The sequence below is a fragment of the Marinactinospora thermotolerans DSM 45154 genome, assembly GCF_900167435.1.
GTDB classification, from domain to species: Bacteria; Actinomycetota; Actinomycetes; order Streptosporangiales; family Streptosporangiaceae; genus Marinactinospora; species Marinactinospora thermotolerans.
The window spans coordinates 551,824-574,516 of the sequence record NZ_FUWS01000002.1 but is presented as its reverse complement, the minus strand read 5'-3'; the positions used below and the strand labels follow the sequence as shown (position 1 = coordinate 574,516).

At 71.0% G+C, this 22,693-nt stretch carries 21 protein-coding genes; 6 read left to right on the top strand and 15 right to left on the bottom strand.

The window, feature by feature from the left end; translation table 11 throughout:
* The first annotated feature begins 72 nt into the window (after window positions 1–72).
* Both B5D66_RS05530 and B5D66_RS05525 read left to right on the top strand, forming a co-directional pair.
* The gene (locus B5D66_RS05530) at window positions 73–537 is read left to right on the top strand and encodes a nitroreductase/quinone reductase family protein (RefSeq protein ID WP_078760497.1); all 465 of its coding nucleotides are present in this window, start codon (window positions 73–75) and stop codon (window positions 535–537) included.
* A 194-nt stretch (window positions 538–731) separates the two neighbouring features.
* Window positions 732–1,958 carry a DUF418 domain-containing protein gene (locus B5D66_RS05525; RefSeq protein ID WP_078760496.1) on the top strand — a complete coding sequence of 409 codons (1,227 nt, stop codon included), beginning with the start codon at window positions 732–734 and terminating at the stop codon, window positions 1,956–1,958.
* A gap of 82 nt (window positions 1,959–2,040) precedes the next feature.
* On the opposite strand, the gene metK is transcribed toward B5D66_RS05525, so the two are convergent.
* The 13 genes from metK to pyrR form a co-directional block, all read right to left on the bottom strand.
* Window positions 2,041–3,234 (bottom strand): methionine adenosyltransferase, encoded by a 1,194-nt coding sequence (gene metK / locus B5D66_RS05520; protein ID WP_078760495.1) that lies wholly within the window; start codon window positions 3,232–3,234, stop codon window positions 2,041–2,043.
* A gap of 217 nt (window positions 3,235–3,451) precedes the next feature.
* A complete protein-coding gene (coaBC, locus tag B5D66_RS05515; RefSeq protein ID WP_078760494.1) occupies window positions 3,452–4,663 on the bottom strand; it encodes a bifunctional phosphopantothenoylcysteine decarboxylase/phosphopantothenate--cysteine ligase CoaBC in 1,212 nt (403 codons plus the stop codon).
* A gap of 57 nt (window positions 4,664–4,720) precedes the next feature.
* Window positions 4,721–4,987, bottom strand: a complete 267-nt coding sequence (rpoZ, locus tag B5D66_RS05510; RefSeq protein WP_078760493.1) for a DNA-directed RNA polymerase subunit omega — start codon at window positions 4,985–4,987, stop codon at window positions 4,721–4,723.
* Between the two features lie 110 nt (window positions 4,988–5,097).
* A complete protein-coding gene (gmk, locus tag B5D66_RS05505) occupies window positions 5,098–5,694 on the bottom strand; it encodes a guanylate kinase (protein ID WP_078760492.1) in 597 nt (198 codons plus the stop codon).
* Window positions 5,695–6,022: 328 nt separating this feature from the next.
* On the bottom strand, window positions 6,023–6,343 hold the full coding sequence (mihF, locus tag B5D66_RS05500) for an integration host factor, actinobacterial type (RefSeq protein ID WP_078760491.1): 321 nt from the start codon (window positions 6,341–6,343) through the stop codon (window positions 6,023–6,025).
* Between the two features lie 308 nt (window positions 6,344–6,651).
* Window positions 6,652–7,353, bottom strand: a complete 702-nt coding sequence (pyrF, locus tag B5D66_RS05495; RefSeq protein WP_078760490.1) for an orotidine-5'-phosphate decarboxylase — start codon at window positions 7,351–7,353, stop codon at window positions 6,652–6,654.
* 336 nt (window positions 7,354–7,689) lie between these two features.
* A complete protein-coding gene (locus B5D66_RS05490; RefSeq protein ID WP_078760489.1) occupies window positions 7,690–8,637 on the bottom strand; it encodes a dihydroorotate dehydrogenase in 948 nt (315 codons plus the stop codon).
* A gap of 161 nt (window positions 8,638–8,798) precedes the next feature.
* Window positions 8,799–9,692, bottom strand: a complete 894-nt coding sequence (locus B5D66_RS05485) for a dihydroorotate dehydrogenase electron transfer subunit (protein WP_078760488.1) — start codon at window positions 9,690–9,692, stop codon at window positions 8,799–8,801.
* Between the two features lie 223 nt (window positions 9,693–9,915).
* Window positions 9,916–13,218, bottom strand: a complete 3,303-nt coding sequence (carB, locus tag B5D66_RS05480) for a carbamoyl-phosphate synthase large subunit (RefSeq protein ID WP_078760487.1) — start codon at window positions 13,216–13,218, stop codon at window positions 9,916–9,918.
* 161 nt (window positions 13,219–13,379) lie between these two features.
* A complete protein-coding gene (gene carA, locus B5D66_RS05475) occupies window positions 13,380–14,507 on the bottom strand; it encodes a glutamine-hydrolyzing carbamoyl-phosphate synthase small subunit (RefSeq protein WP_200813539.1) in 1,128 nt (375 codons plus the stop codon).
* 32 nt (window positions 14,508–14,539) lie between these two features.
* Window positions 14,540–15,835 (bottom strand): dihydroorotase, encoded by a 1,296-nt coding sequence (locus B5D66_RS05470; RefSeq protein ID WP_078760485.1) that lies wholly within the window; start codon window positions 15,833–15,835, stop codon window positions 14,540–14,542.
* A gap of 12 nt (window positions 15,836–15,847) precedes the next feature.
* Window positions 15,848–16,774 (bottom strand): aspartate carbamoyltransferase catalytic subunit, encoded by a 927-nt coding sequence (locus B5D66_RS05465; RefSeq protein WP_078760484.1) that lies wholly within the window; start codon window positions 16,772–16,774, stop codon window positions 15,848–15,850.
* Window positions 16,771–17,409 carry a bifunctional pyr operon transcriptional regulator/uracil phosphoribosyltransferase PyrR gene (pyrR, locus tag B5D66_RS05460; RefSeq protein ID WP_078760483.1) on the bottom strand — a complete coding sequence of 213 codons (639 nt, stop codon included), beginning with the start codon at window positions 17,407–17,409 and terminating at the stop codon, window positions 16,771–16,773. Before pyrR ends, B5D66_RS05465 begins: the two co-directional genes overlap by 4 nt.
* Window positions 17,410–17,923: 514 nt before the next feature.
* Between pyrR and bldD the strand changes: the two genes are divergently transcribed.
* Window positions 17,924–18,418, top strand: coding sequence for a transcriptional regulator BldD (bldD, locus tag B5D66_RS05455; protein ID WP_078760482.1), 495 nt, complete (start codon window positions 17,924–17,926; stop codon window positions 18,416–18,418).
* A gap of 168 nt (window positions 18,419–18,586) precedes the next feature.
* Here the strand turns inward: bldD and B5D66_RS05450 are convergent, their stop codons facing one another.
* The gene (locus tag B5D66_RS05450) at window positions 18,587–19,057 is read right to left on the bottom strand and encodes an SAV_6107 family HEPN domain-containing protein (RefSeq protein WP_078760481.1); all 471 of its coding nucleotides are present in this window, start codon (window positions 19,055–19,057) and stop codon (window positions 18,587–18,589) included.
* A 315-nt stretch (window positions 19,058–19,372) separates the two neighbouring features.
* Between B5D66_RS05450 and B5D66_RS05445 the strand changes: the two genes are divergently transcribed.
* Both B5D66_RS05445 and B5D66_RS05440 read left to right on the top strand, forming a co-directional pair.
* A complete protein-coding gene (locus B5D66_RS05445) occupies window positions 19,373–19,861 on the top strand; it encodes a YbaK/EbsC family protein (RefSeq protein WP_078760480.1) in 489 nt (162 codons plus the stop codon).
* 27 nt (window positions 19,862–19,888) lie between these two features.
* Window positions 19,889–20,506, top strand: coding sequence for a GNAT family N-acetyltransferase (locus B5D66_RS05440; RefSeq protein WP_078760479.1), 618 nt, complete (start codon window positions 19,889–19,891; stop codon window positions 20,504–20,506).
* Here the strand turns inward: B5D66_RS05440 and metF are convergent.
* Window positions 20,418–21,371, bottom strand: a complete 954-nt coding sequence (gene metF, locus B5D66_RS05435) for a methylenetetrahydrofolate reductase [NAD(P)H] (RefSeq protein ID WP_078760478.1) — start codon at window positions 21,369–21,371, stop codon at window positions 20,418–20,420. The genes B5D66_RS05440 and metF overlap by 89 nt on opposite strands.
* 128 nt (window positions 21,372–21,499) lie before the next feature.
* On the opposite strand from metF, the gene B5D66_RS05430 reads away from it, so the two are divergent.
* Complete coding sequence (locus tag B5D66_RS05430) at window positions 21,500–22,570, top strand: polyprenyl synthetase family protein (RefSeq protein ID WP_078760477.1); 1,071 nt, start codon at window positions 21,500–21,502, stop codon at window positions 22,568–22,570.
* Window positions 22,571–22,693: the final 123 nt, after the last annotated feature.

The window sequence follows — 22,693 nt, the reverse complement described above, 5'->3', positions numbered from 1 at the left end:
GGTATGGAGGGTGCGCGCGAGGTGATCGTCGCGCCCCCCAGAATGGAGGGGAGTGCGACGTAGGGAGAGGCGATGACGAACGGCACCAGGCGATTTGAGATGACCAGACTGCGACGCACGGCGAACGCCCTCATCGGCGGTCTCGTCAAGTACGGCGCCGCGCCACGGGAGACCCACCTGCTCACCACCCGCGGCGCGAAGTCCGGGTTCCTGCGTACAACGCCGATCAGTCTCGTGGAGAACGCCAACGGCCGTTTCCTGGTCGCTCCCTACGGCCCCGTGGGCTGGGTCCGCAACCTCCGCAAGGAGGGCATCGCGACGCTGCGCCGGGGCGGTTGGATCGAGCTGATCAGCGTTCTCGAGGTCGAACCCGAACGGGCGGCGCCGGTACTGCGCGAGTACCTCGCCCATCCCCGGGCCGTGGTGGTCGGTTCCTACTTCGAGGTGGGCCGTGACTCCTCCGACACCGAGTTCGTGGAGGCGGCACCCAACCATCCGGTGTTCGAGATCGTGCGCAGCACCACCATTCGCATCTGAGGCCCGCCGGAGGCGGCGTCGCGGTGGATCCCGCGACGCCGCCTCCGGCATGTCAGGGGGAGATCCGTCCCTGAGAGTCCTCCGAAAGCAGCATCCCGGTTCGGCATTCGGCAGGAGGCGCGGGAGACGCCCGGGCGGAAGTATCGGAAGCGTTCCGGCCGGAAGGGCGGCCGACTGATGGAGGGACGCTGACGATGGAGACCACGACCACACGGACCGGAGTAGCCGCGGGGCCGGCCGCGGCGCGGCGACTGCCGCTGCTCGACGTGTTACGTGGCGTGGCGATCCTGGGCACGCTCGGCACGAACGTGTGGATCTTCACCGCCCCGGGCGGCGACATCGCTCCGCTGGCGGCCGGCACTCCACTGGTGCCGTTGGACTCGCTGCTGACGGACCCCTCGCTCTCCGGAATCGCCGAGGTGCTGCTCCGCTTCGCCGCCAACGGAAAGTTCCTGGCCCTGCTGACCGTGCTGTTCGGCGTGGGCCTGGCGATCCAGTTCCGTTCGGCGGCCCGGCGAGGGGACCGTTGGCCCGGGCGCTACCGCTGGCGGGCGCTGTTCCTGCTGTTCGAGGGGGCGGTGCACTTCACCCTGGTGTTCGCCTGGGACGTGCTCATGGGGTACGCGGTGACCGCGCTGATCGTCGCGTGGCTGCTCCCCCGCTCCCGCGTGGTCCAGCGGGTCGCGTTGTGGGGCTCGGGGGCGTTCCACGTCATCGCGATGACCGCGTTGACCGTGGTGCTGGTGGCCGCGGCCCGCTCCGAACCCGGCGGCGGGGACGCCTCCGCGGTCGAGGATCCCGTGGTCGCGCTCTACGCCCAGGGCGGTTACCTCGACCTGGTGGCCTTCCGGCTGGCCAACGTGGCCGTGCTCCGCGCCGAGATGGTGGTGGCGCTGCCGTTGATGGTGTGCCTGTTCCTGGTGGGGGTGCGGCTGTTCAGGGCCGGGGCGTTCGATCCCGGCGCCTCCGGGCGGCGCATACGGACGCGCATGCTGGTCTGGGGCGTGGGCGCGGGCCTGCCGCTGAACCTGGCGACGACGTTGGCCGGGCCCGACTTCTTCCTGCTCGACCGCTACGTCGCCGCGCCGGTACTGGCGATCGGCTACATCGGCCTGGTGGGGGTCGTGATGGACCGCGTCCGGCGTCCGGGGCCGCTCACGCACGGCCTGTCGGCGCTGGGCCGTACGGCGCTGTCGGGCTATGTCGCGCAGAACGTGGCGTGCATGCTGCTGTGCTACGGCTTCGGGCTGGGACTGGCCGAGCGGATGGCCGGCAGTGGGCCGTGGTGGGTGCTGGGCCTGTGGGCCGCGGTCAGCCTGCTGCTGGTCGTGGCGGCTTCCCTGTGGCTGCGCCGTTTCTCGCAGGGGCCGCTGGAGGCCGTGCAGAAATGGACGCTGGCTCGCCTGCCCTCGGCCTCCTGAGGCGCCCATGGACGAGACGGGACGGGACCCGCGCATGACCGCGCGGGTCCCGTCCCGGCGTTGTCGCGTGCGGGGCAGGCGGTCAGGCCCCGACGGCGCTCTTCAGCGCCTCGGCCCGGTCGGTGCGCTCCCAGGTGAACTCCGGGAGCTCGCGGCCGAAGTGACCGTAGGCGGCGGTCTTGGAGTAGATCGGGCGCAGCAGGTCGAGGTCGCGGATGATGGCGGCCGGACGCAGGTCGAAGACCTCGAGGACCGCCTTCTCGATCAGCTCGGGGGCGACCTGCTCGGTGCCGAAGGTCTCCAGGAAGACGCCGACCGGGTGCGCCTTGCCGATGGCGTAGGCGACCTGGACCTCGGCGCGCTCGGCCAGCCCCGCGGCCACGACGTTCTTGGCCACCCAGCGCGTGGCGTAGGCCGCGGAACGGTCGACCTTGGAGGGGTCCTTGCCGGAGAAGGCGCCGCCACCGTGGCGCGCGTAGCCGCCGTAGGTGTCGACGATGATCTTGCGGCCGGTCAGACCGGCGTCTCCCATGGGGCCGCCGATCTCGAAGCGGCCGGTCGGGTTGACCAGGAGGCGGTAGTCGTCGGTCTCGAGGCCGTAGCTGGCCACGACCGGGGCGATCACGTGCTCCTTGATGTCGGGCGTGAGCAGCTCGCCGAGGTCGATGTCCGAGGCGTGCTGGCTGGAGACCACGACGGTGTCCAGCCGGACCGGGGTGGCGCCGTCGTACTCGATCGTGACCTGGGTCTTCCCGTCAGGGCGCAGGTAGGGGATGGTGCCGTCGCGGCGCACCTCGGACAGCCGCTGGGACAGCGCGTGGGCGAGCTTGATCGGCAGGGGCATGAGCTCGGGGGTCTCGCGGTTGGCGTAACCGAACATCAGCCCCTGGTCGCCCGCGCCCTGGAGGTCGAGGTCGTCGGAGTCCTGGTTCTCGCGCTTCTCGTAAGCGGTGTCCACGCCCTGGGCGATGTCGGGGGACTGCGCGCCGATCGAGACGGAGACCCCGCAGGAGGCCCCGTCGAATCCCTTCGCGGAGGAGTCGTAGCCGATCTCGAGGATCTTCTCCCGGATGATGCTGGGAATGTCGACGTAGGTTTCGGTGGTGACCTCACCGGCGACGTGCACCTGCCCGGTGGTGATCAGCGTCTCGACGGCGACCCGGCTCTTCGGGTCGTCCTTGAGCATTGCGTCGAGGATCGCGTCACTGATCTGGTCGGCCATCTTGTCGGGGTGGCCTTCGGTGACCGACTCGGAGGTGAAAAGGCGACGGGACACGTTGAGGGACTCCTTGCAGCGGCTGCTGGCTGACAGTTGTCGGCGGCGATCGGTACCCGAGGGACGCTACCGCCCGCAGGTCTCCGGCCGACGCGATCGATTGGTGGGAACCACTGTAGTAGGGCGCCTTCCCGCACGGCATCCGCACAACAGTACGACACCGGCGATGGCATGTCACCATGGAATCCCACCAAATGACGACCTTACCGGTGGGTTTTCACCGGGACAGCCTTTCCGTCACCAGATCCCACACCCGATCGGCCAGATCCTCCTTGGGACCGCGCGGGATCTCGGTGCTCGTACCGTCGCGGCCGAGCACGACCGCCTGGTTGTCGACGGTCCCAAAGGCCCTGCCCCGACCGACCTGGTTGACCACGAGCAGGTCGCAGCCCTTGCGGGCGAGCTTGGCGCGCCCGTTCTCCAAGACGTCGTCGGTCTCGGCCGCGAACCCGACGATGACCTGGTCAGCCCGCGCGCGCTCGCGCACCAGCTCGGCGAGCACGTCAGGGTTCTCGACCAGGGTGATCGGCGCGGGTGCGGCCCCCGTCTTCTTGATCTTCCCACCGGCCTCACTGGAGGGCCGGAAGTCGGCGACCGCCGCGGCCATCACCACGGCGTCGGCCGCGGGCGCCTCGGCCAGAACGGCCTCGCGCAGCTCCAACGCGGAACCGACCCTGCGCACCTCGACCCCCGCGGGGTCGGCCAGCTCCACGTTGGCCGAGACGAGGGTGACCTGGGCGCCGCGGGCCACCGCGGTGGCCGCCAGCGCGTACCCCTGCCGTCCCGAGGAACGGTTGCCGATGAACCGGACCGGGTCGATGGGCTCGCGGGTGCCCCCCGCCGAGATCACCACCCGCCGGCCGGCCAGATCGGTGGACAGGGCGCCGCGCGCGAGCACGCGCCGTCCCACGGCGAACAGCTCGGCGGGGTCGGGCAGCCGGCCACGGCCGGTGTCGGCGCCGGTGAGCCGGCCCACCGCCGGGTCCAAGACGATGGCGCCCCGCGATCGCAGTGTCGCGACGTTGGCCTGTGTGGCCGGGTGCTCCCACATCTCGGTGTGCATCGCCGGAGCGAACACCACCGGACAGCGGGCGGTGAGCAGCGTATTGGTGAGCAGGTCGCCGGCCAGGCCGTGGGCCGCCCTGGCGAGCAGGTCGGCGGTGGCGGGGGCGACGAAGACGAGATCGGCGCGCTGGCCGATGCGTACGTGCGGGACCTCGTGGACCCCGTCCCACACACCGGTGGCGACCGGACGGCCGGACAGCGCGGCCCACGTCGGCTCACCGACGAAACGCAACGCCTCGGCGGTCGGCACGACGGTGACCCCGTGCCCGGATTCGGTGAAGCGCCGCAACAGGTCGCAGACCTTGTAGGCGGCGATGCCCGCGCCCACTCCCAGGACGACTTCGGGCTGGTGTTCAGTGCTCACGGTCGAACCCTAACGAAACCGCCCCGGCCCCTGGTGGGCGACCCCGGACGGTCCGTCTCAGACGCCCTCGTAGGGGTCCGCGCTGAGCAGCCCCTCCTTGACCTCGCGCAGGGCGATGGACAGCGCCTTCTCCTGGACCTGGGTCTCGACGAGCGGCCCGACGTACTCGAGCAGGCCCTCGCCCAGCTGGGCGTAGTAGGCGTTGATCTGCCGAGCGCGCTTGGAGGCCATGGTGACCAGGCTGTACTTGCTGTCGACGACCTGCAGGAGCTCGTCGATGGGCGGGTTGGTGATGCCTTCGGCGACAGGCAGGGTGCCAGCCACGTTGCGTACTCCCGGATATCGACCGGCCCCGTGTCGACGGGGCCGTGGGTGGATCGTGCGGTGGCCGTCGCAGAGCGCCCCTGGGCTGCCGCCCTGTCGGGTCGCCCCTATCACACAGACGGCGCGAACATCAACGCTAGCAGCTCATCGCACACGTCGCGCACGGACGTGTTGACGAGCGTGGTGTCGAACTCCTTCTCGGCCGCGAGTTCGACGCGGGCCGTGTCGAGGCGGCGGCGGATCACCTCGGGCGATTCGGTGCCGCGGCCGGTCAGCCGGCGCACCAGCTCGTCCCACGAGGGCGGGGCCAGGAAGACGAGATAGGCGTCGGGCATGTTCTCGCGGACCTGGCGCGCCCCCTGGAGCTCGATCTCCAGCAGCACGGGATCGCCGCCGGCGAGCCGTTCGACGACGGGACGGCGCGGGGTCCCGTAGCGGTTTCCCGAGAACTCGGCCCACTCCAACAGCTGCCCTTCGGCCACGAGGCGGTCGAACTCCTCGTCGGAGACGAAGTGGTACTCGACGCCGTCGGTCTCGCCCGGACGAGGGGCGCGGGTGGTCACCGAGACCGAGAGCCACACCTCGGGGTGGCGTCGGCGGATCTCCTTGACGACCGTGCTCTTGCCCACTCCCGACGGCCCCGACAGGACGATGAGCCTCTTCGACGGGCTGGTAGGGCTGGCGTCGTTCCGCGGCTCAACAGGCACTGGATTCCAAACTCTCAACCCCGCGCGAGCGGATCGACGGTTGTTCGTGCTCCGGCACCGCGTGGACGAAGGCGACGCGCGTGCCGTGCGCCCGACCTCGTCGCGGACGGCCCCATAAAGCCGTTCCGGCACATCGAGCGGGCCGTTGGCATGGGTCTTTTATACCACCGTGCCGCGGCGCGACCGGGCGGGATCGCGATCGGAAGATCGCTCTCGCCCCAGGTCACACCGCGGCATCGGTGTCCGGTCGGCCGGAGCCTAGGGCTCGCGACCTGCGGTCACCGAGCGGGACATCCACGTGCCGGATCTCCCGCTCGGGACCGTCCGGTTATTCGGCGCTGCCGAACTCGCGCTCCAGCGCGGCGCGCTGGTTGGCCCCGAGACCACGGACACGCCGGGACTCGGCGATGTTGAGGCGCTCCATGATCTGCTTGGCGCGGACCTTGCCGACGCCGGGGAGCGACTGCAGCAAGTCGGAGACCTTCATCTTGCCGATGACGTCATCGGTCTGCCCGTCGGCGAGGACCTCGGACAGGGAGATGCCACCGTGCTTGAGACGGTTCTTGACTTCCGCACGCTCTTTTCTGGCCTTCGCGGCTTTTTCCAGAGCCGCGGCGCGCTGTTCAGGAGTGAGGGGAGGAAGGGCCACGCCGGGTCACCTCGGTTTTCTCTCGTTTGCGGAGGGCGGACGCCTGCGCAAGTTAGTAGGTTCCGGGCCTGTTCGGCAACGCAAAGTGGCTTTTCAAGCGCTATTTCGTCCAACTAACTACGTTGCGTTATCAGGCGATCGCGGAGAGGTGATGAAAATCGGGATTCCGGCCTCTTGCGCAGCCGCCTCCCTCTTTCCCCTTCCAGGACCGGAACCGACGTGACCTTTCCCACTCCGGCCCATTTCGGCCACATTTCGGTTGGGCCTTTATCCCTCCCACTTATGACCGTAAGTGGGCCTACCGAGGGTCACGCCGACGCCGTCGACGCCCTGCGCAGTGCCGCGGCGATCGTCGCCGCCGCCGCACCGGGGTCGGCGGCGCGGGTGATCGGACGACCGATCACCAAGAGATCGGCCCCCGCTGCGATCGCCTCCTCCGGCGTCGCCACGCGGGCCTGGTCCCCCTTGTCGGCCCCCGCAGGACGGACGCCGGGGGTGATGAGCGTGATGTCCGGACCGACCTCCGCGCGCAGCGAGGACACCTCGTGCGGCGAGCACACCAGCGCCCGCGCCCCCGCCTCCACCGACAGCACGGCCAGGCGGCGGACCGCGTCGTGGGCCGGGCCCCGCAGCCCGATCTCCTCCAACGCGGCGTCCTCCAGCGAGGTCAAGACGGTCACGGCGGCGATCCTGGTCTCGGGGGCGGCCTCGACGGCCGCGCGGATCATGTCGCGCCCGCCCGCCGCGTGGACCGTCAGGATCGAGGGGCGCAGCCGGGCGACGGAGCGCGCGGCGCCGGCCACCGTGGCGGGGATGTCGTGCAACTTCAGGTCGAGGAAGAGCGCGACCTTGTTGGCGCCGCGCATGGAGGCGATGACGTCGGGCCCATAGCGCAGGTAGAGCTCCAGGCCGACCTTGACCGTACTGACGTGCGGGGCGACCGACGACGCCCAGCGGGCTGCGGTCTCGATGTCGGGTGCGTCGATGGCGACGGCGATGGGCGCGACCACGTTCGTTCTCCTTCGTTCTCCGGGTGAGCGGCTCTCGTGGGCGTCCGCAGGTGACGGAGCCCCTGTGGGGGACGCACGGTGCCATCGCGCGTCTCGCGACGGCACCGTGCCGGGCCCACGCGGGCGCACTGCCCCGTGCGGTTCCCCGGCTGGACCGGATCATGCCCGTGGCAGTGCGATCGCGCTGGTGATTCGGGGTGCCCGGACCTGCCGGGCACCGGATCTGTCATCGTCTGCGGCGCTCAAAGGGCCGTGGCCGCCCCGCCGCTACTTCGGCCTCTCCTCGGCCGTTCCCAGCGGGAACGGCCCGCCACAGGCCATCTCAGCGCGCCCGGTTCAACGCAGCGCCGTGGCTCCCAGAGGTCGGTGGGCGGCGCCGATGAGGTCCCCCACCCGGGCGACGCCTCGTTCCTCCAGGGCCTCCTCGAACTCCCGCAGAATGCGCACGCAGGCGGAGGGATCGTGGAAGATGACCGTTCCCACGGCCACCGCCGAGGCCCCCGCGAGCAGGAACTCCAACGCGTCGGAACCGGTGCGCACGCCCCCCATCCCGATGATGGGAACATCAGGCAGCGCGGCGTGCACCCGATAGACGCAGGCGATCGCGATCGGGCGGATCGCCGGCCCCGACAGCCCGCCCGTCCCCCCGGCGACCGCGGGACGCATCGTCGCGGTGTCGATCGCCATGCCGCGCACCGTGTTGATCATGGACAGCCCGTCGGCCCCGGCCTCGGCGCAGGCCGTGGCCAGCCCCACCAGGTCCGGCACGTCCGACGACAGCTTGGCGAAGACCGGGATGTCCGAGCGGGCCGAGGCGCGGACCACGCGCACCACCCGCGCCGCCGCCGCCGGGTCCTCGGTGAAGTCGCGCCCGCGGTCGGCCAGGTTGGGGCTGGACAGGTTGATCTCGATCATCGTGACCCCCGGCGCCATGGACAGGCGCCGGGCCAGCTCCGCGTACTCCTCGGCAGAGCCCCCCGCGATCGAGACCACGGCGCGCCCGCCGCGCGCCAGCAACCAGGGCAGGTCCCGCTGGAGGAACACCTCGATCCCCGGGCCCTGGAGCCCGATCGCGCTGAGCATCCCGCTGGGGGTCTCGGCCATGCGCGGCGCCGGACGTCCCGCCCGCGGCTCCAGCATCACCGATTTGGTGACGACCGCGCCGATCCGGGCGACGTCGAAGAACTGGGCCAGTTCACGTCCCGCGCCCGCGCAACCCGCCGCGGTCATGATCGGATTGGCCAGCTCCACGTCCCCCAGTCGGGTCCGCAGGTCGGGACTCATCCCGGACGCACCTTTCGTTGCCTCGTCCCGGCCGGACCCGTCGGTCCGCCGGGCCTCCTCCTGTGTCCCCCCGCCGCCTGCGGGCACCTCGGCCACCGGCGGGAGCAGGGGGCCGCCCGCGCCCTTCCACCATGTCGCGCCGGGAGTCGTCGCGGCCACGGCTAACCCGCCTCGCGCGTCTGGACGGCGTCGTCACCGTGCGTCTTCCAGCCCGGGGCGCCCAGGGCGTCGAAGGGGATGGTGCCGACGTCGTCGAAGCGCACCCGCTCGCCCCGGAACACCGGACCGTCCACACAGGAGCGCGTCATACGGGTGATGCCGTCATCGCCGATCACCGGGATGACGCACGTCATGCACACCCCGGTGCCACAGGCCATCGTCTCCTCGACCGACACCTGCACCGGGATGTCGTAGCGCGCCGCCAGCGCGGTGACCTCGCGCAGCATCGGCATCGGCCCGCAGGCGTAGATCACGTCGGAGCGGGCGTCCTCGACGACCTGGGGCAGCACCTCGGTGACCTGGCCGCGCAGGCCGAAGGAGCCGTCGTCGGTGGTGAAGGTCGCGGTCTCGGCGACCCTGCGCGCGGTGATGGCGCCGAAGACCCGTTCCGCGTCGGCCGCGCCCAGCACGAAGTCGACCCGGCAGCCCCGCCGGCGCAGCGTGTGCGCCAATGGGAACAGCGGCGCGGCCCCCGCGCCGCCGCCCACCAGCACGCAGTTGACCGGGTCGCGCGGCAACGGGAAGGGACGTCCCAGCGGCCCCACGATGTCGAGCAGGTCCCTGGAACGCCGCTCGGCCAGCCAGGCGGTGCCCCGTCCACGCACCGCGAAGAGGAACTCCACGGTTCCCCCGTAGTCGGGCTTGACCTCGTGGATGGCGAACGCGCGGCGGAGCAGCATGCTGGACTGCTCACCGCCCACCGCCACCGCGACGAACTGTCCCGAACGGAACCTCTCGGCGATGCCCGGCGCCACCACGGTGATGGCGTGGTAGGCGTCGACACGCCGCACCGTCAGCACCGGACTGCGCATCTGCACGGGTCGGAAATCACTCACTGTCCACTGGCCTCGCTTCGCTCGGTGGATCCGGGGCGGTCGGACCCGGTTCCACGTCTCGCGCCGGTCCGGCGGCCTCCCTCGTCGGTTCCCCCACAGCTTCTCCGGACAGGTCGCGGACCGCGAGCACGGCACGCGCGAAACCACCGAATCGGTCCGAAGAGGGTCCGGGTACGCCGGACGCCCCGCTGTCGACAGCAGGGCGTCCGGACCGCCCCTGAGTCTAGCCCCGGCGCGCCTGAAGGCTCTCGGCGTGCTCCTGGAGCGAGCGCACCCCGATGTCGCCGCGCACGAGAGCCTCGATGCCCTGGACCGCGGCGGACAGGCCCTGGACCGTGGTGACGCTGGGCACGCCCCGCACCACCGCGGCCGTGCGGATCTCGTAACCGTCCAGGCGCGGGCCCGACTGTCCCGCACCGCCGAAGGGGGTGTTGACGATCAGGTCCACCTTGCCGTCGTGGATGAGCCCGACGATGGTGGGCTCCCCGTTGGGACCGGGCCCTTCGCTGTGCTTGCGCACGACTTGGGCCTGGACCCCGTTACGGCGCAGCACCCAGGCCGTCCCCTCGGTCGCCAGGATCTCGAAACCGAGGTCGGCCAGCCGCTTGACCGGGAAGATCATCGTGCGCTTGTCACGGTTGGCCACCGAGACGAAGACCGTCCCCGAGCGGGGCAGCGACCCGTAGGCGGCGAGCTGGGACTTGGCGTAGGCCGACCCGAAGTCGACGTCGAGTCCCATGACCTCGCCGGTGGAGCGCATCTCCGGCCCGAGGACCGTGTCGACCCCCTCGCCCTTGCGGTCGATGAAGCGGTTGAAGGGCAGCACCGCCTCCTTCACCGACACCGGCGCGTCCATCGGCAGCGTGCCGCCGTCGCCCTCGGCCGGGAGCAGCCCCTCGGCCCGCAGTTCGCGGATCGAGGCCCCCAGCATGACCCGGGCCGCCGCCTTGGCCAGGGGGACGGCCGTGGCCTTGGAGACGAAGGGCACGGTGCGCGAGGCGCGCGGGTTGGCCTCCAGGACGTAGAGCACGCCCGAGGCCAGCGCGTACTGGACGTTGAGCAGGCCGCGCACCCCGGTCCCGCGGGCGATGGCCTCGGTGGAGTAGCGGATGCGCTCGATGTCCTCGTTGCCGAGCGTGATCGCCGGCAGCGCGCACGCCGAGTCGCCGGAGTGGATACCGGCCTCCTCGATGTGCTCCATGATGCCCCCGAGGTAGAGGTCGGCGCCGTCGTAGATGGCGTCGACGTCGATCTCGATGGCGTCGTCGAGGAAGCGGTCGACGAGCACCGGGTGTTCGGTGCTCACCTCGGCGTTGCGCTCGATGTAGTCGCGCAGCATCGTCTCGTTGTAGACGATCTCCATGCCGCGTCCGCCGAGCACGTAGGAGGGACGCACCAGGACGGGGTAGCCGATCTCGTCGGCGACCGCCTTGGCCTCCTCGAAGGACTGGGCCATGCCGTGCTTGGGCGCGGGCAGGCCGGCGTCGGCGAGCACCTTGCCGAACGCGCCGCGGTCCTCGGCCAGGTCGATGCTCTCGGGGCTGGTGCCGACGATCGGGACGCCCGCCTCCTGGAGGCCGCGCGCCAGGCCCAGAGGAGTCTGGCCCCCCAGTTGGACGATCACGCCGATCACCTCGCCGGTGAGCTGCTCGGCGCGGACGACCTCCAAGACGTCCTCCAGCGTCAGCGGCTCGAAGTAGAGCCGGTCGCTGGTGTCGTAGTCGGTGGAGACCGTCTCGGGGTTGCAGTTGACCATCACGGTCTCGTAGCCGGCCTGCGACAGCGCGAAGGAGGCGTGGACACAGCTGTAGTCGAACTCCACGCCCTGGCCGATGCGGTTGGGGCCGGAGCCGAGGATGATGACCTTGGGCCGGCTCCCCTCGGGGACCTCGGTCTCCTCGTCGTAGCTGGAGTACAGGTAGGGCGTGTTGGCGGCGAACTCCGCGGCGCAGGTGTCGACGGTCAGGTAGACCGGGTGGATCCCGAGCGCGTGACGCAGCTCCCGCACCACCTCCTCGGACTTGCCGAGGATCTCGCCGATCTGCTGGTCGGAGAAACCGAGCCGCTTGACCGAGCGCAGCAGGTCGGCGTCCACCTGGGGGGCCGCGGCCAGCTCGCGCGCGGTCTCCTCCAGCAGCAGCAGCTGGTCGAGGAACCACGGGTCGATGCGGGTGGCGGCGTGCAGCTCGGCCACCGTCGCCCCCGCCCGCAGCGCCTGCTGGACCAGGCGCAGCCGACGCTCGCCGGGGGTGGCGACGGCGCGCAGCAGCTCGTCCTTGTCGCCGGGCTCGCCCGCCCAGGTGAATCCGACGCCCTTCTTCTCCAGGGAGCGCATCGCCTTTTGCAGCGCCTCGGGGAAGGAACGGCCGATCGCCATGGCCTCGCCCACCGACTTCATGGTCGTGGTGAGGCCGGGGTCGGCTCCGGGGAACTTCTCGAAGGCGAACCGCGGCACCTTGACCACGACGTAGTCGAGGCTCGGCTCGAAGCTGGCCGGGGTCTCGGCGGTGATGTCGTTGGGGATCTCGTCGAGCGTGTAGCCGACCGCGAGCTTCGCGGCGATCTTGGCGATCGGGAAGCCCGTGGCCTTGGAGGCCAGCGCCGAGGAACGCGAGACCCGCGGGTTCATCTCGATGACGATGATCCGGCCGGTCTGGGGATGGACGGCGAACTGGATGTTGCAGCCGCCGGTGTCCACGCCGACCTCGCGGATGACCGCGATGCCGATGTCGCGCATCCGCTGGTACTCGCGGTCGGTGAGGGTCATGGCGGGCGCCACCGTGATCGAGTCGCCGGTGTGCACGCCCATGGGGTCGAGGTTCTCGATGGAGCAGACGACGACCACGTTGTCGTTGGCGTCGCGCATCAGCTCCAGCTCGTACTCCTTCCAGCCGAGGATCGACTCCTCCAGGAGCACCTCGGTGGTCGGCGACAGCGCCAGGCCCTGTCCGGCGATGCGGCGCAGCTCCTGCTCGTTGTGGGCGAAGCCCGAACCGGCGCCGCCCATGGTGAACGAGGGCCGCACCACGACCGGGTAGGACAGCTCCTCGGCCGCGGCCAGGCACTCCTCCAGGGTGTGGCAGATGCGGGAGCGGGCGGACTCCCCGCCGATCCGCTCGACGATGCCCTTGAAGGTCTCGCGGTCCTCACCGGACTGGATCGCCTCGACGTTGGCGCCGATCAGCTCGACGCCGTACTTGTCGAGGACCCCCGCCTCGTGCAGCGCGACAGCGGTGTTGAGGGCGGTCTGCCCGCCCAGCGTGGGCAGCAGGGCGTCGGGACGCTCCTTGGCGATGATCTTCTCGACCATCTCGGGGGTGATCGGCTCGACGTAGGTGGCGTCGGCGATCTCCGGATCGGTCATGATCGTGGCCGGGTTGGAGTTCACCAGGATGACACGCAGGCCCTCTGACTTGAGGACCCGGCAGGCCTGGGTGCCGGAGTAGTCGAACTCCGCTGCCTGCCCGATGACGATCGGTCCGGAACCGACCACGAGGACGGATGAAAGGTCACTACGGCGCGGCATTGCTCTTCCTCTGCGGAGGTGGTTGATGCGCGGGGCCCGCGGCGATCGGCGCGGTCGCCCCGCGGACGACGGGGTTCCCCGGCTGTCGGGGAGAGGCGGGACGGGGACCGGGGGTCACCGTCGGCCTTCGCGCGAAGGCCGACGGTCGGCTCCGGCGTGTCTCACCCAGCGGCCCGCACGGACACCGCGCCTTTCCGCTCGGCCATGAGGTCGCAGAACGCGTCGAAGAGCTCGGCGGCGTCGTGCGGGCCGGCCGCGGCCTCGGGGTGGTACTGGACGCTGAAGGCGGGCCGGTCCAGCAGCCGCAACCCCTCGACCACGCCGTCGTTGAGGTCGACGTGGCTGACCTCGGCCCGGCCGTAGGGGGTGTCGAACGGGCCGTCGGTGGGCGCGTCGACCGCGAAGCCGTGGTTGTGGCTGGTGATGTGGACCCGCTTGGTGTGCACGTCCTGGACCGGCTGGTTGACGCCGCGGTGACCGAATCGCAGCTTGTAGGTCCCCAGGCCGAGGGCGCGGCCGAGCACCTGGTTGCCGAAGCAGATGCCGAAGAGGGGCTTGCCCGCCTCCAGGACGCCGCGCATCGCGGCGACCGGGCCGTCGGCGGTGGCGGGGTCGCCGGGGCCGTTGCTGAAGAACACCCCGTCGGTGTCGAGCGCGAGGATGTCCTCGGCGGTCGAGTCGGCGGGCAGGACGTGCACCTCGCACCCGCGTTCGGCCAGGCGCTGGGGGGTCATGGCCTTGATGCCCAGGTCGACGGCCGCGACCGTGAAGCGGGTGGCCACCCCCTCGGGGGGACGGACCACGTAGGGCCGGGCCGTGGTGACCTCGGCGGCCAGGTCGGCCCCTGCCATCCCGGGACTGGCCAGGACCCGCTCCAGCAGGGCCGCGGGATCGGTCTCGGTGGTGCTGATCCCCGCCCGCATCGCACCGCGGTCGCGCAGGTGGCGGGTGAGCGCGCGGGTACCGGACATCGCGATGCCGACGACGCCCTGGCGGCGCAGCTCCTCGTCGAGGGTGCGCTGGGAACGCCAGTTGGAGGGGATGCGGGCCGGCTCGCGCACGACGTATCCGGCGACCCAGATACGACCGGACTCGGGGTCGTCGTCGTTGACCCCGGTGTTGCCGATGTGCGGGGCCGTCATGGCCACGATCTGGCGGTGGTAGGAGGGGTCGGTGAGGGTCTCCTGGTAACCGGTCATCCCGGTGTTGAACACGATCTCACCGAACGTCTCGCCCTCGGCGCCGAAGGAACGACCGTGGAACACCCGGCCGTCCTCCAGCACGAGCAGAGCGGGGACCTTCGGGTTGGCTGCTTGTGTGGTCACTGAATCTTCCCATCGAGAACCGTCGGAACACCGCGCAGGAACGTGGCGACGACCCGGCCGGGCAGGCGCATGCCCCGATAGGGGGTGTTGGCGCTCTTGGAGACCATGGCCGTCGGGTCGACCTCGCGCGTGGCGTCCGCGTCATAAAGCGTAACGTTGGCGGGTTCGCCGACCGCGAGCGGGCGGCCGTGCCCGCCCAGACGGCCGATGCGCGCCGGGGCGGCCGACATGCGCTCGGCGACCCCGGCCCAGTCGAGCAGCCCGGTGTCGACCATGGCGTGCTGGACCACCGAAAGGGCGGTCTCCAGCCCGATCATCCCCATCGCGGCGTTGGACCACTCGGTCTCCTTCGCCTCGATGGGGTGGGGCGCGTGGTCGGTGGCCACGCAGTCGATCGTGCCGTCGGCGAGTCCCTCGCGCAGCGCGCGGACGTCCTCGGCGGTGCGCAGCGGCGGGTTGACCTTGTAGATCGGGTCGTAGCTCTCGGCGAGGTCGTCGGTGAGCAGCAGGTGGTGGGGGGTGACCTCGGCGGTCACGTCGCAACCGCGGCTCTTGGCCCAGCGGATGATCTGCACGGATCCCTTGGTGGAGACGTGGCAGATGTGCAGGCGCGAGCCGACGTGCTCGGCGAGCAGGCAGTCGCGGGCGATGATCGCCTCCTCGGCGACGGCCGGCCATCCGGCCAGGCCCAACCGGTCGGAGACGACGCCCTCGTTCATCTGCGCGTGCTCGGTCAGCCGTGGCTCCTGCGCGTGCTGGGCGATGACACCGTCGAACGCCTTGACGTACTCCAGCGCCCGGCGCATGAGCAGCGCGTCGGAGACGCACTTGCCGTCGTCGGAGAACACGCGGACCCCGGCGATGGAGTCGGCCATCGCGCCCAGCTCGGCCAGGTGCGCGCCGTCGAGGTTCTGGGTGACCGCGCCCACCGGCTGCACGTCGCAGTATCCGGCGTCGCGGCCCAGCCGCCAGACCTGCTCGACGACACCGGCGGTGTCGGCGACGGGGTCGGTGTTGGCCATGGCGTGTACCGCGGTGTAACCGCCCATCGCGGCGGCCCGGGCACCACTGGCGACGGTCTCGGCGTCCTCGCGGCCGGGTTCGCGCAGGTGGGTGTGCAGGTCGACCAGGCCGGGCAGGGCGATCAGCCCCTCCGCATCGACGACCCGCGCGTCCCCGGCGTCCAGGCCGGCGCCGACGGCGGCGACGACGCCATCGCGCAGCAGGAGGTCGGTGGGGTGGCCGCCCAGCAGGCGGGCGCCGCGGAGCAGGTAGGTGGTGGTCTGGCTCATTCGTCGTCTCTCCTAGTTGCCGATCGCCGACTCGGACCCGCCGAGCAGCAGGTAGAGCACTGCCATGCGGACACTCACACCGTTGGTGACCTGTTCGGTGATCGTGGAGCGCGGGGAGTCGGCGACCTCGGCGGAGATCTCCATACCGCGGATCATCGGGCCGGGGTGCATGACGATGGCGTCGTCGGGCAGACGGGCGAAGCGGTCGCGGTCCAGCCCGTAACGACGGCTGTACTCACGGGCGCTGGGGAAGAAGGCGGCCTGCATGCGCTCGGCCTGGACGCGCAGCATCATGACGACGTCGCTCTTGGGCAGCACCTCGTCGAGGTCGTAGGAGACCGCGCACGGCCAGGCGCCGACCGAGACCGGCAGCAGGGTGGGCGGGGCCACCAGGGTGACCTCGGCGCCGAGCGTGCTGAGCAGCAGGACGTTGGAGCGGGCCACCCTGCTGTGCAGGATGTCGCCGACGATCGCCACGCGCAGCCCCTCCAGGCGGCCCATGCGCTCGCGCATCGTGTAGGCGTCCAGCAGGGCCTGGGTGGGGTGCTCGTGGGTGCCGTCGCCGGCGTTGAGAACCGCCCCGTCCACCCATCCGGCCAGGCGCCGAGCGGCCCCCGAGGAACTGTGCCGGATGACGACGCCGTCGGCGCCCATGGCCTGCAACGTCAGCGCGGTGTCCTTGAGGCTCTCGCCCTTGGAGACGCTGGATCCCTTGGCGGAGAAGTTGATGACGTCGGCCGACATGCGCTTGGCCGCGGCCTCGAAGGAGATGCGGGTCCGGGTGGAGTCCTCGTAGAAGAGGTTGACGACGGTCCGCCCCCGTAGTGTGGGCAGCTTCTTCACCGACCGGCCGCTGACCTGCGCGAGCTCCCTGGCCGTGTCGAGGATGAGAAGGGCCTCGTCACGGGAGAGGTCCCCGGCGGAGAGCAGGTGCCTCATCGCTTCTCCTCCTCGATCGGCTGTCCGCCGCGAGGACGGGCCGGGCCCAGCAGGACGGCGTCGCTACCGTCCAGTTCCTCCAGCAGCACGGTGACGCTCTCGCGCAGCGAGGTGGGCAGGTTCTTGCCGACGTAGTCGGCGCGGATCGGCAGTTCGCGGTGACCGCGGTCGACCAGGGTCGCGAGCTGTACCGCGCGCGGGCGGCCGATGTCGTTGAGCGCGTCCAGCGCGGCGCGGACGGTGCGGCCCGAGAAGAGGACGTCGTCGACCAGGACGACGACACGTCCGTCGATGCCCTCGGCCGGGATCTCGGTGCGCCCCAGCGCACGGGCCGGCGCCAGGCGCAGGTCGTCGCGGTACATGGTGATGTCGAGGGAGCCCCAGGGGACGGAGCGGTTCTCGACCTGCTCGATACGCCGGGCCAGCCGCCGGGCGAGAGGAACGCCGCGGGTGGGGATCCCCAGCAGCGTGATGTCGGTGCCGCCCTTGGTGCGTTCCAGCACCTCGTGGGCGATGCGGGTCAGCGCCCGGTCGATCTCGGGGCCTTCGAGGACGGCCCGCGCGCCGTCGGAGTCCGCGCGCGAGGGCGGAGCTGCGGCCTGTTCGCCACCTTCTGCATGATTTCGGGCACGCATAGTGATGACCTCCTTCCCTGCCTCACAGGACAGGTCGTTAAAGGACGTCGGACGATCATCACGCTATCAGCGCGGCACGGGAGGGCCGACATGGCAAGGACCCCATCCCCTGGAAGTTGTGATGCTCGTCACCGAGCGGAGTATTGACCAGATCCCGCCCGCCGTACTCGCTCTCGCGCCCCTAAACTTCCGGCGACAGTGGCCACAACGCGCCATCCCTTACGCCGCAGGGGTTTCCGCCTCACCTTGCCAGAATGAAGTGTCCTATTTAATTACGGTATGAGAGCCCCCTCACTTACGCACAGTTTGGCCACTGATTCGTCGCGTTTTCACCTAACGGCTTGACCTCGCGCGCTCACCGCTTTACCGTCACTGTCCGTAACCAATCTGGGTGGAACGGCTCCGCGCCGCTCCGGCCGGGCCCCGTCGTACGGGCCGCCGGACCGCCGCGTCCGTCGAGTGGGCTCGGGGAGAGTCCACCGCCCACCTTCACGGCCGGGGAGCGACGAAGAAAATGCCATCGGAATACGCCAAGTCCCTCGGCGCGCGGCTGCGCGCCATCCGCACCCAGCAGGGGCTGTCCCTGCACGGTGTCGAAGAGAAGTCCCACGGGCGCTGGAAGGCCGTCGTGGTCGGTTCCTACGAACGTGGTGACCGCGCCGTGACCGTGCAGAAGCTCGCCGAGCTCGCCGACTTCTACGGGGTCCCCATGTCGGAGCTGCTGCCGGGCGGCGCGGCGCCGACCCCGCTGGGCCCCACGCCCAAGCTGGTGATCGACCTGGAGCGCATGCAGCAGCTGCCCCAGGAGAAGGCCGGCCCGCTGGCGCGCTACGTCGCCACGATCCAGAGCCAGCGCGGCGACTACAACGGCCGCGTCCTGTCCATCCGCCAGGAGGACCTGCGCTCCCTCGCCGTCATCTACGACCGTTCGCCGGGGGACCTGACCGAGGAACTGATCAGCTGGGGCGTGCTCGACCCCGAGGCACGCCGCGCGGTCGACGCCTTCTAACGGCGGCGACCACCGGCCCGGCCTTCCTCCGTTGTGGGCCACGCTCGCTGGCGAGAGCGGCCCACAACGGCGGGTGAGGCCCGGCCCCACGCGCTCGGGCCGTGGCGGTCGCCGCCCCACCACGCGCCGGGGCGGTTCGGCCTGCGCGGGCGAGCCCGGCGGGCGGGTTCATCCCGCGCGCCGTAGCGCCGTGCCGCCGGACGTGGCTCCGAGGATCGCCCGGGCCACGTTCACGAACGTCCGGGCGTCCCTGATGAGCTCATCGGCCTCGGCCCGCGAGACCGCGTCGGGCAGGTGAGCCTCGGCCGCGGCGCGTTTGGCCGCACCCGCGGCGAAGAACCCGGCCCACTCGCGAAGTTCGGGCGCGTTCTCCTCGAGCAACTCCCACACACTGCGCAGTGCCCTGCCCCGCACCGGCCGGGCCGACGGCCCGCTTCGGTGGGCGACGATGGCCGCGCCCGCGCGCAGGGCCGCCATGTGGGCGTTGATGTAGCGCAGATCGGGATCCGAGGCGTCGACGGCGTCGCGTAGGTAACCGTGAGCCGATTCGAGCAGGTTCAGCGCCGCCGGGGCGGTCCGCGGGCGCGGGCGCGCGTTGACCAGGTCCGCGGAGAAGATGGGTGGCTGTACGACGGTCATGGATGACCTCCAAACCGGGTGCCCGTTGGATGCGGCCGGGCGAGGGGCTTCCCCTCCTCCCGCCCGACCGCTCCCGTGTCCGTCCGCCGCGGGGGCGGCGCCGGGCACGAGCCTGTGAAGGGCTCCAGGGTCACCCGTCGATCAGAAGGGGATCGGCCCCGCATACGCGGAAAGCGTTCCGTCCTTGGTGATCCGTGCGTCCGACCAGGGCTTGATTTCAGTGAACCTTATCGAACACCTGTTCGTCAAGGCCGCCCACCTGCGCCTTCGTCATCACCGGGACGCGAGCGGAACTTCCGGCGTACAATCGCCGCCATGGGACCGGCCTCTCTGCTCGTCGCCGACCGCCTCGCCGAACTCGGGGTCAACGGCGAGGTACGCGAACTCCCCCACCCCGCTCGAACCGCGGCCGACGCCGCCAGGCAGCTGGGCTGTCCGACCGGGGCGATCGCCAACAGCCTCATCTTCGCGGTGACCTGTGACAGTTCCCCCCGGCCCACCCCGCTGCTCGTGCTGACCAGCGGCGCCCACCGGGTGGACACCGCCAAGGTCGCCGCCCTCCTCGGCGCCACCTCGGTGGAACGGGCCACGCCGGAGTTCGTCCGCGCCGCCACGGGACAGCCCATCGGCGGCGTCGCCCCGTTGGGACACCCCTCGCCCATTCCCACCCTGGTCGACGAATGGCTGCGCGGGTACGACGTAGTGTGGGCGGCAGCGGGACACCCGCACACCGTCTTCCCGACCTCGTTCGCCGAACTCGTCCGGATCACCTCCGGAACGGTCGCCGACGTCGGAGCGGACTGACCAGCCGATCCCGTCCCAGGAAGCGCCGTGGACACCCAGACCGAGATATGGGATCTCGCCGCGCCGGCGTTCGTTCGCGCCATTCCGGCGCTGGCGGAGATCTACTCCGCGGCCATGCGCCCCGAGCCCGACCTTCTCCCCGGCCGGCGCGCCATCATGCACCACCACGCCGACCTGCCCTCGTTCCACTCCGTCGTGGCGGTGAAGGCCGACACGGACGAGGCCGTGGGCTTCGCCTACGGCTTCCACGGGCGGGCCGGGCAGTGGTGGCACGACGTGGTCACCCGGGAACTGACGGCGCACGATCCCGCCGCCGTTCCCCGCTGGTTCGGCGACTCCTTCGAGATCGCCGAGGTCCACGTCCGTCCGGAGTCACAGGGACGGGGCCTGGGGCGCGCCCTGCTGGAACGGCTCACCTCTGGCCGGACCGAGCGCACCGCGGCGCTGTCGACCCCCGTGGGCCCCAGCCGCGCGCGGCGGCTCTACCTCTCGTGCGGCTTCGTCGACGTGCTGGACTCGCTGCGCTTCCCGGGAAGCCCCGACCAGCCGTTCGCGATCATGGCCGCGACGCTGCCCCTACGGGAACCCGCGAGCCGGCGATCCTCCGGTAGATCTCCCGGGTCGCGGTCGACTGGTTCAGCGTGATGAAGTGGATGCCCGGCACCCCTTCGGCCAGCAGCCGTTCGCACAGACGGGTCCCCTGCTCGATACCGAGCTGACGCACCGCCTCGGGATCGTCCCCGAGGCGTTCGAACTCCTCGGCCAGACGACGGGGGAAGGGCGCTCCCGACAGCTGCTCGGAGCGCTCGATGGTGCTCAGCTTCGTCACCGGCATGATCTCGGGGATGATGGGGATGTCACACCCCTTGGCCGCCACCCGGTCGCGCAGCCGCAGGTACTGGTCGGCCTCGAAGAACATCTGGGTGATCGCGTAGTCGGCTCCGGCCCGACACTTGCGGACGAAGTACTCCAGGTCAGTCTCAAGGTCGACCGAACGCGGGTGCTTGTGCGGGAAGGCCGCGACGCCGACGCTGAAGTCCCCGCTCTCCTTGATGAGCCGGACCAGCTCCTCGGCGTACTCCAGCCCCTCGGGATGGCGCACCCACTCGCCCAACGGATCGCCCGGGGGATCGCCGCGCAACGCCAGCATGTTGGTGACCCCGACGCCGGCGAAACGGCCGATGAGATGACGCAGCTCGCGCAGCGAGTGGTTGACCGCCGTCATGTGGGCCACCGGCAGGAGCGTGGTGTCGGTCGCCACGCGCTCGGTGATCTCGACCGTCCGGTCGCGGGTGCTGCCACCCGCCCCGTAGGTGACCGACACGAAAGAGGGTTGCAGGGCCTCGATCTCGCGGATGACCCGCCAGAACTTGCGTTCGCCCTCCGCGGTCTTCGGCGGGAAGAACTCGAAGGAGAACGTCGTCTCGCCCGCGGCGAGAAGATCGCTGATGCGCCGCGGGCGAGGGGCGGCTCCCCGCGGCGCGCCGGAGCGTGACGGTGACCCAAGCATGACCCTTACCTTAGGCCACGTCGTCATCCTGCGCCCCGGCCGGTGGCCGGATGAGGCACGGGGACGACGGAGTACGTCCCGAACCTGGTGGTATGGGCCCCGGTCTGGTAAGGGATAACCTGCTCTCCATGAGTTCCTCGCACTCCTCCCCCGTCTCCTTCGTGCGTCCGGCGATCGACGCCCGGCTCGCCGGGTTCGTCCAGCGCCGCCGCCCCGAGGTCCTGGAGATCGGCGCGGAGCTCGCCCCGTTGCTCGACTCCCTGGACTCCATGCTCACCGGGGGGAAGCGGCTGCGTCCGGCGTTCTGCTACTGGGGGTGGCGAGGGGCCGGCGGCGAGGACGTCCCGGAGATCTACGCCGCGGCGGCGTCCCTGGAATTCCTCCAGGCCTGCGCGCTCATCCACGACGACGTCATCGACAACAGCGACACCCGCAGGGGGCTCCCCGCCGTCCACCGGCAACTGGCCGCCCTGCACGCCGACGCCGGCTGGGACGGCGGGTCGCTGGAGTTCGGGCGCGGCGCGGCCGTTCTGCTCGGCGACCTGTGCCTGGCCTGGTCGGACGAGATGTATCAGGCCAGCGGCCTGCCCGCCGACGCGCTGAGCGCGGGCCGGGGCCCGTTCGACCTGATGCGCACCGAGGTCATGGCGGGTCAGTACCTGGACCTGGTGGAACAGGCGCGGGGCGCCGACAGCGTCGAGGCGTCGCTGCGGGTCATGCGTTACAAGTCGGCCAAGTACACGGTCGAGCGGCCTATGCATCTGGGAGCGGCGCTGGCCGGACGCGGCGTTGAGCTGGCCCCCGTCTACTCCGCCTACGGGATTCCGCTCGGCATCGCCTTCCAGCTCCGCGACGACGTGCTCGGCGTGTTCGGCGACCCCGAGTTGACGGGCAAGCCCGCCGGCGACGACCTGCGCGAGGGCAAGCGCACCCTGATCGTGGCCGAGACGCTCAGCCGCGCCAAAGCAGCCGAGACACGCCGGTTCCGGGACCTGCTGGGCGATCCGGGGCTGAGCGCCGAGGACGTGGAGTGGATGCGCGACGTCATCGTCGACAGCGGTGCTCTGGCGGCGTGCGAGCAGCGCATCGACGACTACGTCGGTGAGGCGACGACGGCCCTGGAGAGCGACCTGATCGCCGAAGAGGCCCGCTCCGCGTTGGCCGACCTGATCGTGGCGGCCACCGCGCGCAAACACTGAAGGACCCGAGTGTCACCTTCGGGTTCCACATGGGGCCTCCCCCTCATGGGGGACGCCGGGGTGCGCGCTCGTCTCCCAGACTGAGACACGGCCCGCGATTCCGCCCGAGTTGGAGATCCCACG